The organism is Ruegeria sp. BHSC029, from assembly GCF_059613085.1.
Map to the genome: position 1 here is coordinate 400,615 of NZ_JBXWRU010000004.1, position 13,044 is coordinate 413,658.

Here is a 13,044-nt window from a genome sequence, read left to right on the forward strand (position 1 = left end):
GTGAATATTGCAATTTCAGCTGTTGCGTAACGGAAAAAAGTTTCCTATACGACACAAAGCTGCAGCATGCAGATGTATACTCCTTGTCCATGAGCGATTTAGGCCGTGATGAATACCTGCGATCTGAAGTCGGACGGAACACCGCCAGCCGTGAAGTTGCTGGTACCGGAAAATGCATGTCGACCAGCCAGAATTTCACTGACTCGATCCGGAAAGGCTGCCGTGGCATGGTATTCCCAGCCTTGTGCTTTTGGATCCGGTCCATCGCGCCACTTTTGCCAAAAGAAAGAACACTGACATGCCTGGAATGAAGCGCACGCCGTTGTATGACCTTCATGTTGAGTTGGGAGGCAAGCTGGTTGATTTTGCGGGCTGGGAGATGCCCGTTCAGTATCCTTTGGGAATCATGGGCGAGCACAAGCAGTGCCGCGAGAAGGCGGCGCTGTTCGATGTGAGCCACATGGGTCAGGTGGTACTGCGGGGCGAGAATGTGGGCGAGAAGCTCGAGGCTTTGTGTCCGCAGGCCTTCGCGACATTGCCCGAGGGCAAGGCGCGCTATGGGTTCTTCACCAATGCGGACGGCGGGATCATGGATGACCTGATCGTGTCGAACGCGGGGGATCATTTCTTCGTGGTGGTGAACGCGGCGCTGCGTCATCAGGACATTCCGCACATGCGCGCGCACCTGGACGGGGTCGAGGTGACCGAGATCTTCGACCGCGCGCTGGTGGCGGTTCAGGGCCCGAAAGCCGAGGACGTGGTGGGCGCACTGTGCCCGGCGGCCCGCGATCTGAAGTTCATGGAAACCACCGTTGCCCCGATCGACGGAGTCGAATGCCGGATCTCGCGACTGGGTTACACGGGCGAGGACGGCTATGAGATCTCGATCCCCGAGGACAAGGCGATCGAGGTCACCCGCGCCCTGCTGGCGCATGAGGATTGTGAACCTGCGGGCCTGGGCGCGCGCGACAGCCTGCGGCTGGAGGCGGGTCTGTGCCTCTATGGCAATGACATCGACCAGAGAACCTCGCCGATCGAGGCCAACCTGGCCTGGGCGATCCAGAAGCGGCGCAAGGAAGAGGGCGGCTTTCCCGGCGCGGCCCGCATCCAGCGCGCACTGGCCGAAGGTCCCGCGCGCAAGCTGGTGGGGATCAAACCCGAAGGCCGCGCCCCGGCGCGACAGGGGGTCGAGGTGCAGGATCTTCAGGGCAACACGATCGGTCAGATCACCTCGGGCGGGTTCGGCCCGACAGTCGGCGGACCGGTTGCGATGGGTTACGTCGCCGCCGGCCACACCGAGCCGGGCGAGAAGGTGAATCTGATCATCCGGGGCAAGGCGCAGCCGGCGCGGATCGTGGCGCTGCCCTTCGTCAAACAGAATTACAAGCGTTGAAGTCAGGAGAGAGACAGCATGGCAACCTATTATTCCGAAGAACATGAATGGCTGACGGTCGAGGGCGACACGGCCACGCTGGGCATCACCAAGCACGCGGCCGAGCAGCTGGGCGAGGTGGTGTTCGTCGAGCAGCAGGACGTAGGTGAGGAATTCGCGAAGGACGGCGAGATCGGGGTGATCGAATCCGTCAAGGCGGCCTCCGAGATCTATGCCCCGGTCGATGGCGAAATTCTCGAGGTGAACGAGACGCTGGCCGACAACCCGGGCGCGCTGAACGAGGATCCCGAGGGCGAGGCCTGGATCTACAAGATCAAGATCACCGATGCCGCGCAGCTGGAAGATCTGATGGACGAGGCCGGCTACAAGGCGTTCATCGGCTAAACCCAAGCGGAGTCTCCGCATGGGGCTCCATCGTTTTGACTTGTGCCGCCGAATTTGGGCTCCGCCCGTTCGGACCTGGAACTGTCCACCGGACAGTTCCCGGGACGGCCCTTACTCCCCGCCGGAGGCTCCAGCAGTTTCCGCCGGGCCTGACCTATCCATGGGAGCGCTGCAATGGCCTTCAAACTGACCGACTACGAAGCCTATGACTTTGCCAACCGCCGCCATATCGGTCCCAGCCCGACCGAGATGCGCGACATGCTCAAGGTGATCGGCTTCAAGACGCTGGACGATCTGATCGACGCCACCGTCCCCCCGGCGATCCGGCAGAAAGAGCCGCTGGACTGGGGCCCGGCGATGACGGAACGCGACGCGCTCTATCACATGAAAAAAGTGGCGGGTAAGAACAAGGTTCTGACCTCGCTGATCGGTCAGGGCTATTACGGCACCACCACCCCGGCGCCGATCCTGCGCAACATCCTGGAAAACCCGGCTTGGTACACCGCCTACACGCCCTATCAGCCCGAGATCAGCCAGGGCCGCCTCGAGGCGCTGTTGAACTTCCAGACCATGGTCAGCGACCTGACCGGGCTGGACGTGGCCAACGCCTCACTGTTGGACGAGGCGACCGCAGCGGCCGAAGCGATGGCGATGGCCAAGCGCGGCGGCCGGTCCAAGGCCAACAACGCCGCCTTCTTCGTGGACAAGAACTGTCACCCGCAGACCATCGCGGTGATCAAGACCCGGGCCGAACCCCTTGGCATCGACGTCAAGGTCGCCGACCCTGACGAGCTGGACGCGGGCGCGGTCTTTGGCGCGATCTTCCAGTATCCGGGCACCTATGGCCATGTGCGCGATTTCACCAAGGAAATCGCGGCGCTGCATGAACACAACGCCATCGCCATCGTGGCCGCCGACATCCTGTCGCTGGCGCTGCTGAAATCGCCGGGCGAGATGGGCGCCGACATCGCCGTGGGCTCGACCCAGCGCTTCGGCGTGCCGATGGGCTATGGCGGCCCGCACGCCGCCTACATGGCCACCACAGACAAGCTGAAACGGGCGATGCCGGGCCGGATCATCGGCGTCAGCATCGACAGCCGCGGCAACAAGGCCTATCGCCTGGCGCTGCAGACCCGCGAACAGCACATCCGCCGCGAGAAGGCCAATTCGAACGTCTGCACCGCGCAGGCGCTGTTGGCGGTGATCGCCTCGATGTATGCCGTGTACCACGGCCCCGACGGGATCAAGGCGATCGCCCAGTCGGTGCACCGCAAGACCTCGCGCCTGGCCGCGGGCCTGGAAGAGCACGGCTTCAAGGTCGAACCCGAGGTGTTCTTCGACACGATCACGGTCGAGGTCGGCCCGCTGCAGAAGACCGTCATGGAGGCGGCGGTGGCGCGCGGCGTCAACCTGCGCAAGGTCGGCGAGACCCGCGTCGGCATCAGCCTGGATGAACAGACCCGCGCCGAGACGATCGAGGCCGTCTGGGGCGCCTTTGGCATCGACAAGAAGGACGACAGCTCGAACAAGCAGTACCGCCTGCCGGACTATGCACTGCGCGAGACGCCCTATCTGACCCACCCGATCTTCCACAAGAACCGGGCCGAGGCCGAGATGACCCGCTACATGCGCCGTCTGGCCGACCGCGACCTGGCGCTGGACCGGGCGATGATCCCGCTGGGCAGCTGCACCATGAAGCTGAACGCGACGATCGAGATGATCCCGGTCACTTGGCCCGAATTCGCCAACATGCACCCCTTCGTGCCGGAAGATCAGGCGCAGGGCTATCACGAGATGATCGCCGACCTGAACGACAAGCTGTGCCAGATCACCGGCTATGACGCGATCAGCCAGCAGCCCAACTCGGGCGCGCAGGGCGAATATGCGGGCCTGCTGACGATCCGCAACTATCACATCGCCAACGGGCAGGGGCATCGCAATGTCTGCCTGATCCCGACCTCGGCGCATGGCACCAACCCGGCTTCGGCGCAGATGGTCGGCTGGCAGGTGGTGCCGGTGAAGGCGGACGCGAAGGGCAACATCGATCTGACCGACTTCCGCGAGAAGGCCGAGAAGCACTCGGACAATCTGGCCGGCTGCATGATCACCTACCCCTCGACCCACGGCGTGTTCGAGGAAACCGTGCAGGAGGTCTGCCAGATCACCCATGACCACGGCGGGCAGGTCTATATCGACGGGGCCAACATGAACGCCATGGTGGGCCTGTCGCGCCCCGGCGACATCGGCGGCGATGTCAGCCACCTGAACCTGCACAAAACATTCTGCATCCCGCATGGCGGCGGCGGCCCCGGCATGGGCCCGATCGGCGTCAAGGCGCATCTGGCCGAGCACCTGCCGGGCCACCCGGAATACGGCACCGCCGTGGGTCCGGTCTCGGCGGCGCCCTTCGGGTCTCCGTCGATCCTGCCGGTCAGCTGGGCCTATGTGCTGCTGATGGGCGGCGCGGGTCTGACCCAGGCGACCAAGGTGGCGATCCTGAACGCCAACTACATCGCCGCGCGCCTGCAGGAGGCCTATCCGATCCTCTACACCTCCGAGACCGGTCGTGTGGCGCATGAATGCATCCTCGACACCCGCCCGCTGGCCGAGGCCGGCAACATCACCGTCGACGACGTCGCAAAGCGGCTGATCGACAGCGGCTTCCACGCGCCGACCATGTCCTGGCCGGTTGCTGGCACGCTGATGGTCGAGCCGACGGAATCGGAACCCAAGGACGAGCTGGACCGATTCTGCGACGCCATGCTGTCGATCCGCGCCGAGGCGCAGGATGTCATCGATGGCAGGATCGACCCCGAGAACAACCCGCTGAAGAACGCCCCCCACACGGTGCGCGACCTGGTGGGCGAGTGGGACCGACCCTACACCCGCGAACAGGCCTGCTTCCCGCCGGGTTCCATGGGCGTCGACAAATACTGGTCGCCCGTCAACCGCGTCGACAACGCCTACGGAGATCGGAACCTCGTCTGCACATGCCCGCCCATGGACGCATACGAAGAAGCCGCAGAATAAAAACACCGAAACCCCCGCCCGATCCGGCGGGGGTTTTCTCAGGGCTTGAAGTCCGCGGGCACGCCAAAGGGCGGCGTCTCCACACTTGTCCCGGTCAGGGCGTGTAGGAACGCCACCAGTTGCGCGATTTCACCGTCGCTCAGGTCAACTGGCGTGATGTCGACCTTGGCGCGTTGGCGTGCCATCTCGAACTGGTCCTGCCAGACGATGAAATCGGCCTGTTCCAGCCACGGCACCCGGGGCAGCGCGGCCTGATCGGTTGTCCAGCGTGACAGGCTGGTTGCCGGGTTCAGGTGGTGACGGATGATCCCTTCGAGGTCGGGAAAGGCGCCGTTGTGGCCATAGGGTGCGGTCAGCGCCACGTTGCGCAGCATGGGCGTGCGGAACCGATAGGCGTCCTCCAGCCGGTCGCTTTCGCCCATGCGGCCCACGTCGCGGGCATAGGCGTCCCATTGCCGGGTGCGGCCCGGGCCGAATGGCGGCAGGGCCAGCGCGTGGAATTTCTGATCCGACAGCAGCGGCCCCGAATGGCAGGTGGCGCACCGCGCCTTGCCGTAGAACAACCGCATCCCGGCCTTCTGATCGGGGGTCAGGGCGGTCTTGTCTCCGGCCAGGTACTGGTCGAACGGGCTGTCGGTGCTGCGCCATTCGATGGCCATGAAAGCGGCCAGAGCGTTGGCGACATGAGTGATGGTGATGTCCTCGGTGCTGTCCACGTCGTCAAAAGCGGCCACCATCGCCGGGCCGTATTTCGGGTCGGTCCGCACCCGTTTGGCGATGATCGGCCAGCCCTTGTCGATCCGGTCATGCACGGCGCCGGTGACTTCGTTCTCGGCCACGTTCCCGGCCATTTCGAACTGCGCGGTCAGCGGAAACAGCGCCTGCGCGGCCAGCAGCGAGTTCAGCCCTTCGGGCAGCCATTCCTGCGCGGGCGAGTTGAACCCGTTGCCATAGACGTCCGACAGGCTGAGCCGCCCGTCATGGAACATCGTGTGGATGTCGCGCGCGCCCAGGTTCCACAGGCCCGGCGCGTTGCGCGGGATGCGCTTGCGGATGCGGTCCGCCCCGGTGCCGGGCGTACGGTCGGGGCCAAGGCCCTGGCCGCCCTCGCCGATGCCCAGCGACAGGCCGTCGGAGGTGCCGAAATCGGGGTGGTGGCAATGGGCGCAGCTGATGTTGCGGTTGCCCGACAGGATCGGGTCATAAAATAGCTGGTGACCGATCGCGGCCTGTTCCCTATCAAAGAACAGAAAGTCGTCATCGGTCAGCGGCGCGGGCAGATCCTGCGCCCAGGCCGCCCCGCAGAACAGGAGACCCGCCGCCCCATGCGCCAGCTTGTGCTTGCCCTTTGTCTTGCCGCCACGCCCGTCTGGGCCGAACTGGAACAGGCCCGCGATCTGATGGAGGCGGGCGAGTTTGCCGCCGCGCGCGAACAGCTTCTGCCCGCGGCCCGGTCGGGCAACGCCGAGGCCGAGGAGCTGATCGGCGTGATGTACGGCCTTGGTCTTGGGGTCGAGCAGGACTATGAGCGCGCGTTCGAATGGTATCTGCGTGCCTCGATGAAGGGGCATCCGGGCGCGCAATCGGGTGTGGGGTGGTATTACGAGCTGGGCCTGGGACTGCCTGCGCCCGATTTGGTTCGGGCCTATATGTGGTACACGCTCAGCGCCATCGGCGGCGACCCCGATGCGGCGATCAGCCTGGAAGAGGTGGTCAAGAAGATGACGCCCGAACAGATCGAAAAGGCCCATGTGCTGGTCAATGACTACAAGGGGTGGATGTACCCCTTTCGGTAAGGGCGGGCCGGGATGACGCGACACCCCGGCCCGAACCGTATCAGTCCAGGTCGGCGGCGCGTTCCGCGTTGATCTCGGCTTCGGCCTCGGCCACGGCCGCGGTCAGAGCGCTATAGATCTCGTCCCCGCGCGCGACGTTCTGCTGGAACCAGTCATAGACCGGGGTCGCGGCCTGCTTGAACGCTTCTTTTTCCTCGGGGGTCGGCACGTACAGGTCGCCGCCACCGGCCACGAAATCCTCGTAGGCCTGGATCGACTTGCGCTTGGGCGAGGCAAAGGTGGCCTGCTGCAGCGCATAGAACCCATCGACGACGACACGGCGCAGGTCTTCGGGCATTTCCTGGAACTTGGCGTTGTTCATCCACCAAAGCGCGCCCATATAGGCGTGCCCGTCCAGCGTTACATATTGCAGGCCGGCATCGGGGAATTTCATGCCCATGATGTCGGTGATGCCGTTTTTCGAGCCGTCAACCACGCCGGTCTGGAAACTGGTGAAGAGTTCCGGCCACGGGATCGGAGTGGGCGAGGCGCCCAGGGCCTTGACCAGTTCCTGCGGCAGGTCTGCGACCACGGTGCGGATCTTCAGCCCGTCCATGTCGGACGGCTGGGTCACGCGGCGCTTGGTGTTGGCGAAATTGCGCCAGCCGCCGGTGTTGCCAATGGTCATCAGGCGGATCGCGCCGCCCGAATCCTCCAGCGCCATTTCGCGCATCTTGCGGGTGAAATCACCCGACAGGACCCGCTCGGCGATGCGGTCGTCGGCCATCAGATAGGGCAGGTCCAGAACCTGCACGTAAGGGAAGATGCCCGAGGCCCCGCCCGAGGTCGAGATGTAGATGTCGATGGTGCCGTCGGCCACGCCCTGCAGGCATTCGGCCCCGTTCGAGCACAGCTGCGTGCCGATGAACAGCTCGACCTCGATCGCGCCATTCGAGGCGTTCTCGACGAAGTTCTTGAACACGACCAGGCCGTCATAGTCCTCGTCGTTTTCGTTCGAGTTGGCGGTGGCGCGCAGCGTATAGTCGGCCGCCGAGGCCGCCAGCGCCGAGGCCGCCACCAGCGACGTGGCCAGTGCTGCGGTTTTGAAGAATGTTCTGAGCATGCGTTTCCTCCCTGTGGTACTCAGTCTAGTTTGCAAATCCCGTCAGTCTCGGGATCGTCATGGATATTGCGGGGACATAGGTGATCAGGAAGATCACTGCGATTTCGACGGCCAGGAACGGCAGGATCGCCTTGGCGATGGTTTCCACCCGTTCGCGTGACACGGCGGCGGCCACGAACAGCACCAGCCCCATGGGCGGCGTGGCCAGGCCAACGGTCAGGTTGACGCTCATGATGATGGCGAAGTGGATCGGGTCGACCCCCAGGCTGGTGAAGATCGGGCCCAGGATCGGCCCCAGGATGATGATCGCCGGGCCTGCATCCAGGAACATGCCCACGACGAACAGCAGCAGGTTGATCAGGAACAGCAGGATTAGCGGGTTTTCGGACAGTCCGAGAATCAGCGCGGCCAGTTGCTCGGGCGCATGGCTGAGGCTGACCACGGTCTTGAACGCCATCGCGGCCCCCACCAGCAGCAGCACCACGGCCGAGGTCATGCCGGCGTTGCTGAGAACGTCGGGCACCTCTTTCAAGGTCAGCGTGCGCAGCACGAAAAACCCGATGATGAAGGCATAACCCACCGCAACGGCTGCGGCCTCGGTCGGGGTAAAGATGCCGCCCAGAATGCCGCCCAGGATGATTACCGGCGTCATCAGCGGGAAAAAGGCCTTGAGGCTGGCCTGACCGCGCTCGGGCCAGGTGTATTTGCGGCTGGCCACCGGGAAATCATACCTGTTGGCCATGACCTTGATCATCAGCATCAGGCCGATGCCCACCATGACGCCCGGCACGATGCCGGCCAGGAACAGGGCCGCGACGCTTTCGCCCATCACATAGGCATAGATGATCATGATCCCCGAGGGCGGGATGATCGGCCCGATGACCGAGCTGGCGGCGGTGATCGCTGCCGCGAACTTGCGGGTATAGCCCTGCTTCTCCATCGCCGGGATCAGCATCGAGCCCAGTGCCGAGGTATCGGCCACCGCCGAGCCCGACAGCCCCGCGAAGAGGATCGAGCTGAGCACGTTCACATGCGCCAGCCCGCCGCGCAGATGCCCCATCAGCGCCTGGCTGAACTCGACCAGACGGATGGTGATGCCGCCGCGGTTCATCAGCTCTCCGGCCAGCATGAAGAAGGGGATGGCCATCAGCGGAAAGCTGTCCATCCCGTTGTAGACGTTGCGATACAGCAAGGTGATGTCGTTGGTCTGGCCGTTCAGCCAAAGCAGCAGGCCGGGCGCGGCAAGCAGTGCGAAAAAGACCGGCAGGCCGATCAGCAGCAACACCAGAAAGACGGGCAGGAACCAGACCAGCATCTATTCGGCCCCCACAGCGGCTTCGGGGATCTCGGGCAGCAGGTCACCGCCGCCCAGCATGGTGATGATCGACCGCAGGATCAGTTCGATGTTGACCGACAGCAGCAGGATCACGCCCACCAGCAGGGAGGCCATCATCCAGCTGCGCGGAATCCGGTACCATTCGTCAAAGCCCAGCGAGGTGGGCAGGTACAGCGCTGCGGTGGCGAAACGCCCGCCAAAACCGGTGACCTCGGACCAGCCGATGCGCACGGCGACCACCAGAACCGTCAGGCTGAGCAGCAGCAGAAACAGGTTCAGCAACTGGCCGGGTACGCGCGGCAGAAAGCGGACCAGCATGTCGATGGCCACGAACCCGCCGCGCCGGAAGGCGGTGGGTGCCATCAGGCCGGTCATCCACAACATGCAGAACCGCGCGGCCTCGTCGGGCCAGGGCAGGGCGTTGCCCAGAACGTATCGGAAGAACACCTGGATCAGGATCGCGATCACCATGAAGGCGATCGCAACGACACCAACCGCGCGGCCCAGACGCAGCGCGGTTTCGTTCACGAATGCAATCGGCGCAAGCACCGACGTCAATCCGCCCATGCGGATCCTCCCTGTTCAGGCCGCGGGTTTGGCCCGCGACCGTGTCCCGCGCTTATTGGTGCGCGAATTGGCCGAGCTTGCCGGCGTAAAAGGTCAGCGCGTCTCCGTCCGCCATGCTGGCCCGCAAGACCTTGCCCACCACGATAACGTGATCGCCCGCATCGTGATACGCATGTTGTTCACATTCGAACCGCGCCAGGCATCCGCGCAGCAGCGGCGTTCCGTTTTCGCATCGGTCGTGGTCGATTTCGCGTAGGGCAAAGGCGTCTTTCGAGCAGCCAAAGCACAGCTCGGCCTGGTCGGCCGACAGAACATGAACACTGAAATGACGCGCCTTGTAAAAATAGGGGAACCGGCGCGAGTTCCGGTCGCCGGCCCACATCACCAAGGGCGGGTCCAGCGACAGCGAGGAAAAGCTGTTGGCCGTGATGCAGACCGGCCCGTCGGGGCTGTCGCACGTCACCACGGTAACGCCGGTGGCGAACCGGCCGAAAGCGTCCCGCAGGGTGCGGGTGTCGTCCTTGTGCGGAATGAAGGTGCGCGCCATGTCGTTCGAAAATGCGTTCATCATGGTACCTCATGCCCCAGCGCCGCCTCGTAGAGGCGGAACCAGACTTCACGATCCAGATTGACTTTGAGGGCGTCCGAAATGCGCTTGATGCGGTCCAGGCTATTGGTGCCCAGAACCGGCAGGATGTCGGCCGGATGGGCCAGCAGGAAGGCCACGGCCACCGCGGCCCGGTCGACGCCGAACTGCGCGCCGATCTCATCCGCGACCACGCCCACCGGAGGATTACCCGCCATCAGCGCTCCGCCGCCCAGCGGCGACCACGCCATCACCGGGTGGCCGTGCTGCTGGTGAAAGGCCAGATCGCCATTGGTGAACGGAGCGATCGCGCCCAGAGAAATCTCGATCTGGTTGGTCACCAGCGGGGTCTTCATGGCCGATTGCAGCAGTTGCCAGTCCCAGGGGCGGAAATTCGACACGCCCACTGCGCGGACCTTGCCGCTGGCCACGACCTCGTCCAGCGCGGCGCCGGTTTCATGGTGGTCCATGAACGGGTCGGGGCGGTGGATCAGCAGCAGGTCGATATGGTCGATCGCCATTTCCCGCAGCGAGGTGTCGACCGATTTCAGGATGTGCGCGCGCGAGGTGTCATAGTATTTCACCTTGGCATCCGCATAGCGCCCGCAGGGGGCGACGATGTCGCATTTGGTGACGATCTCCATCCGGTCGCGCAGGCCGGGATTGGCGCGGAGGGTGTTGCCCAGAATCGCCTCGGCGCCATAGTCGCCATAGATGTCGGCCTGATCGAAGCTGGTGATGCCCTGATCCAGACAGGCGTGGATTTTGGCCGCCACATGCGCGGCCGAGGTGTCGCTGTCATCGCCCAGCCGCCACATGCCATAGACAAGGCGGCTCAGTTCCAGGGTGTCAGAAAGCTTGATACGTTGCATCAACGACGAACTCCGTTGCCCAGCGGCGTCGCCGGGGTGTCAGCAGGAACCCTTCCATAGGCTTCGGGAAGGGAACAGGTTTTCAGATGCGGCATCACGCGGGTGCCGAAATGGCGGGCCTCGTCCATATGCGGATAGCCCGAGAAGATGAAGGCGCGGATGCCCATCTTCTGATACTCTTCGATCTTCGACAGCACCTGGTCGGTCGACCCCACCAGCGCCGCGCCGCAGCCTGACCGCGCCCGGCCGACGCCCGTCCACAGGCCCGGCTCGACATAGCCGTATTTGTCGGCCAGCTCGCGGTTCCTGGCCTGATGCGAAACACCGAGCGAGGTGGCGTCCAGCGCCCGTTCGCGGATCGCGCGGCCGTATTCGTCATCCAGTTTCGACACGATGTAGTCGGCGTATTCCTTGGCCTCGGCCTCGGTATCGCGCACGATCATGTGCACCCGCAGGCCATAATCCAGCGTGCGGCCGTACTCGTCGGCCACCGCGTGCACGGCCTTCATCCGCTCGGCCAGTTGGTCCTTGGTTTCGGGCCACATCAGATAGACGTCGCAATGCTGGCCGCACAGCTTCAGCGCATCGGGCGAATAGCCCCCGAAATACAGCAGCGGCCCGCCGGTCTGATAGGGTTTGGCCGGATCAGTCGTCAGACCCGAGAAATTGTAGACCTGACCCTGGTAATTGATCTCATCCTGCGTCCAAGCCTGTTTCAGAATCTCGACCACCTCGCGCGAGCGCTGGTAGCGATAGCTGCTTTCGGCTTTTTCCCCCGGAAAATCCGACGAGATGATGTTGACTGTCAGCCGACCCTTCAGCATGTGATCCAGCGTCGCGATGGTGCGCGCCAGCATGATCGGCTGCATCTCGCCACAGCGCACGGCGGCCAGCAGGTTGATCTTTTCTGTGATCGGCGCGCAGCCGGCCACGAAACTCAGCGTGTCCTGCCCCACCTGATACGAGGACGGGCACAGGATGTTGCGAAAGCCCTGCGCCTCGGCCTCTTTCACGATGCCCGAGCAATGTACCCAGCTGGAGCGCAAATCGCCGTCGGGCACGCCGAGAAACTGATAATCGTCCGAGCACAGCGCCGCGAACCACGAAACCTCGGCCGCATCCAGATCGGGGGATGTGATGGGGACGATCGTCATCTGATTCTCTCTCCTGCCGGGCTCAACTTTTCTCTTGCGTAGCAACCACATTGATGTAGATCAATAGTGTATCAATTTTTTCTGCGACCAAGTGAAGCGCCCGCGTGCCCCCATCCACCAGAAACCCCAACGCCCTGCCGATCTATGTGCAGATCGCCGAGCTGCTGATCCGCGACATCGCCGCCGGCCGGCTGATCGACGGCGAGCGTCTGCCGCCCGAGCGGGACATGGCGGCGCAGTTGAACGTCTCGGTCGGGACGCTGCGAAAATCGCTCGCCGAGCTGGAAAAAAAGGGGATGCTCGAGCGGATCCAGGGCTCGGGCAACTATGTGCGCGAGACCGGGACCCAGAACAGCGTCTATGCCATGTTCCGGCTGGAACTGCCCGAGGGCGGCGGCCTGCCGCGCGCCGACATCCTGTCGGTCGATCACCTGGGCAAGCCCGCCGACCTGCCCGATTTCGGCACCTCGCGGCGCGGGTCGCGCGTGCGGCGGATGCGCTATCTGAATGACACAATCATTGCGGTCGAGGAGATATGGCTGGACGAATCAGCCGGTCTGATCGACCGGCGGCTGCTGTCGGACTCGCTCTATCGCTATTACCAGCAGCAGCTTGGGTTCTGGATCACCCGCGCCGAGGATCGGGTTTCGGTCGGTCGGCTGCCCGACTGGACCCCCGCGAACTTCACCCGGCCGGCGGGCGAGACCGTCGGTTACATCGAGCGGTTCAGCTGGTCGGAACGGCCTGAACCCGTAGAGTTTTCGAAAACCTGGTTCGACCCGGACCGGGCAACTTACGTCCAACGACTGAAATGACGAGGAAAC

Annotated in this window: 12 protein-coding genes; 5 read left to right on the forward strand and 7 right to left on the reverse strand. The window is 64.0% G+C overall.

The genetic code is table 11. The annotated features are described in order from the left end of the window. Nucleotides 1-298 precede the first annotated feature (298 nt). The 3 genes from gcvT to gcvP all read left to right on the forward strand — a co-directional run bounded on the left by gcvT (nucleotide 299) and on the right by gcvP (nucleotide 4,807). Entirely contained in the window at nucleotides 299-1,393 is a 1,095-nt protein-coding gene (gcvT, locus tag AC2FML_RS12030; RefSeq protein ID WP_496783293.1) for a glycine cleavage system aminomethyltransferase GcvT, read from the forward strand. A gap of 18 nt (nucleotides 1,394-1,411) precedes the next feature. Then, on the forward strand, nucleotides 1,412-1,777 hold the full coding sequence (gene gcvH, locus AC2FML_RS12035; protein WP_093964179.1) for a glycine cleavage system protein GcvH: 366 nt from the start codon (nucleotides 1,412-1,414) through the stop codon (nucleotides 1,775-1,777). A gap of 174 nt (nucleotides 1,778-1,951) precedes the next feature. Next, nucleotides 1,952-4,807: an aminomethyl-transferring glycine dehydrogenase gene (gcvP, locus tag AC2FML_RS12040; protein WP_496783294.1), complete on the forward strand. Its 2,856-nt coding sequence runs from the start codon at nucleotides 1,952-1,954 to the stop codon at nucleotides 4,805-4,807. A 38-nt stretch (nucleotides 4,808-4,845) separates the two neighbouring features. On the opposite strand, the gene AC2FML_RS12045 is transcribed toward gcvP, so the two are convergent. Further along, nucleotides 4,846-6,087 (reverse strand): cytochrome-c peroxidase, encoded by a 1,242-nt coding sequence (locus AC2FML_RS12045; protein WP_496783468.1) that lies wholly within the window; start codon nucleotides 6,085-6,087, stop codon nucleotides 4,846-4,848. Nucleotides 6,088-6,132: 45 nt separating this feature from the next. Between AC2FML_RS12045 and AC2FML_RS12050 the strand changes: the two genes are divergently transcribed. Beyond that, complete coding sequence (locus AC2FML_RS12050) at nucleotides 6,133-6,603, forward strand: tetratricopeptide repeat protein (RefSeq protein ID WP_005980315.1); 471 nt, start codon at nucleotides 6,133-6,135, stop codon at nucleotides 6,601-6,603. A 40-nt stretch (nucleotides 6,604-6,643) separates the two neighbouring features. On the opposite strand, the gene AC2FML_RS12055 is transcribed toward AC2FML_RS12050, so the two are convergent. From AC2FML_RS12055 to AC2FML_RS12080, 6 genes are read right to left on the reverse strand one after another with little or no spacing between them, the layout of a single operon-like run. Beyond that, on the reverse strand, nucleotides 6,644-7,705 hold the full coding sequence (locus AC2FML_RS12055; RefSeq protein ID WP_496783296.1) for a TRAP transporter substrate-binding protein: 1,062 nt from the start codon (nucleotides 7,703-7,705) through the stop codon (nucleotides 6,644-6,646). Nucleotides 7,706-7,730: 25 nt separating this feature from the next. Next, nucleotides 7,731-9,020 carry a TRAP transporter large permease gene (locus tag AC2FML_RS12060; protein WP_496783297.1) on the reverse strand — a complete coding sequence of 430 codons (1,290 nt, stop codon included), beginning with the start codon at nucleotides 9,018-9,020 and terminating at the stop codon, nucleotides 7,731-7,733. Next, nucleotides 9,021-9,608 (reverse strand): TRAP transporter small permease, encoded by a 588-nt coding sequence (locus AC2FML_RS12065; protein ID WP_005980318.1) that lies wholly within the window; start codon nucleotides 9,606-9,608, stop codon nucleotides 9,021-9,023. Between the two features lie 52 nt (nucleotides 9,609-9,660). Beyond that, complete coding sequence (locus AC2FML_RS12070) at nucleotides 9,661-10,179, reverse strand: flavin reductase family protein (RefSeq protein ID WP_170341184.1); 519 nt, start codon at nucleotides 10,177-10,179, stop codon at nucleotides 9,661-9,663. Further along, on the reverse strand, nucleotides 10,176-11,066 hold the full coding sequence (locus tag AC2FML_RS12075) for an aldo/keto reductase (protein WP_496783299.1): 891 nt from the start codon (nucleotides 11,064-11,066) through the stop codon (nucleotides 10,176-10,178). The genes AC2FML_RS12070 and AC2FML_RS12075 overlap by 4 nt, the downstream gene beginning before the upstream one ends. Beyond that, nucleotides 11,066-12,220, reverse strand: a complete 1,155-nt coding sequence (locus AC2FML_RS12080) for an LLM class flavin-dependent oxidoreductase (RefSeq protein ID WP_170342099.1) — start codon at nucleotides 12,218-12,220, stop codon at nucleotides 11,066-11,068. The genes AC2FML_RS12075 and AC2FML_RS12080 overlap by 1 nt, the downstream gene beginning before the upstream one ends. A gap of 104 nt (nucleotides 12,221-12,324) precedes the next feature. On the opposite strand from AC2FML_RS12080, the gene AC2FML_RS12085 reads away from it, so the two are divergent. Then, nucleotides 12,325-13,035 carry a GntR family transcriptional regulator gene (locus AC2FML_RS12085; protein WP_496783301.1) on the forward strand — a complete coding sequence of 237 codons (711 nt, stop codon included), beginning with the start codon at nucleotides 12,325-12,327 and terminating at the stop codon, nucleotides 13,033-13,035. Nucleotides 13,036-13,044: the final 9 nt, after the last annotated feature.

Bases quoted from the DNA above. Each gene is read 5' to 3' on its own strand.
- gcvT (WP_496783293.1), top strand. From the start codon at position 299: ATGCCTGGAATGAAGCGCACGCCGTTGTATGACCTTCATGTTGAGTTG.
- gcvH (WP_093964179.1), top strand. From the start codon at position 1,412: ATGGCAACCTATTATTCCGAAGAACATGAATGGCTGACGGTCGAGGGC.
- gcvP (WP_496783294.1), top strand. From the start codon at position 1,952: ATGGCCTTCAAACTGACCGACTACGAAGCCTATGACTTTGCCAACCGC.
- AC2FML_RS12050 (WP_005980315.1), top strand. From the start codon at position 6,133: ATGCGCCAGCTTGTGCTTGCCCTTTGTCTTGCCGCCACGCCCGTCTGG.
- AC2FML_RS12055 (WP_496783296.1), bottom strand. From the start codon at position 7,705: ATGCTCAGAACATTCTTCAAAACCGCAGCACTGGCCACGTCGCTGGTG.
- AC2FML_RS12060 (WP_496783297.1), bottom strand. From the start codon at position 9,020: ATGCTGGTCTGGTTCCTGCCCGTCTTTCTGGTGTTGCTGCTGATCGGC.
- AC2FML_RS12065 (WP_005980318.1), bottom strand. From the start codon at position 9,608: ATGGGCGGATTGACGTCGGTGCTTGCGCCGATTGCATTCGTGAACGAA.
- AC2FML_RS12070 (WP_170341184.1), bottom strand. From the start codon at position 10,179: ATGATGAACGCATTTTCGAACGACATGGCGCGCACCTTCATTCCGCAC.
- AC2FML_RS12075 (WP_496783299.1), bottom strand. From the start codon at position 11,066: ATGCAACGTATCAAGCTTTCTGACACCCTGGAACTGAGCCGCCTTGTC.
- AC2FML_RS12080 (WP_170342099.1), bottom strand. From the start codon at position 12,220: ATGACGATCGTCCCCATCACATCCCCCGATCTGGATGCGGCCGAGGTT.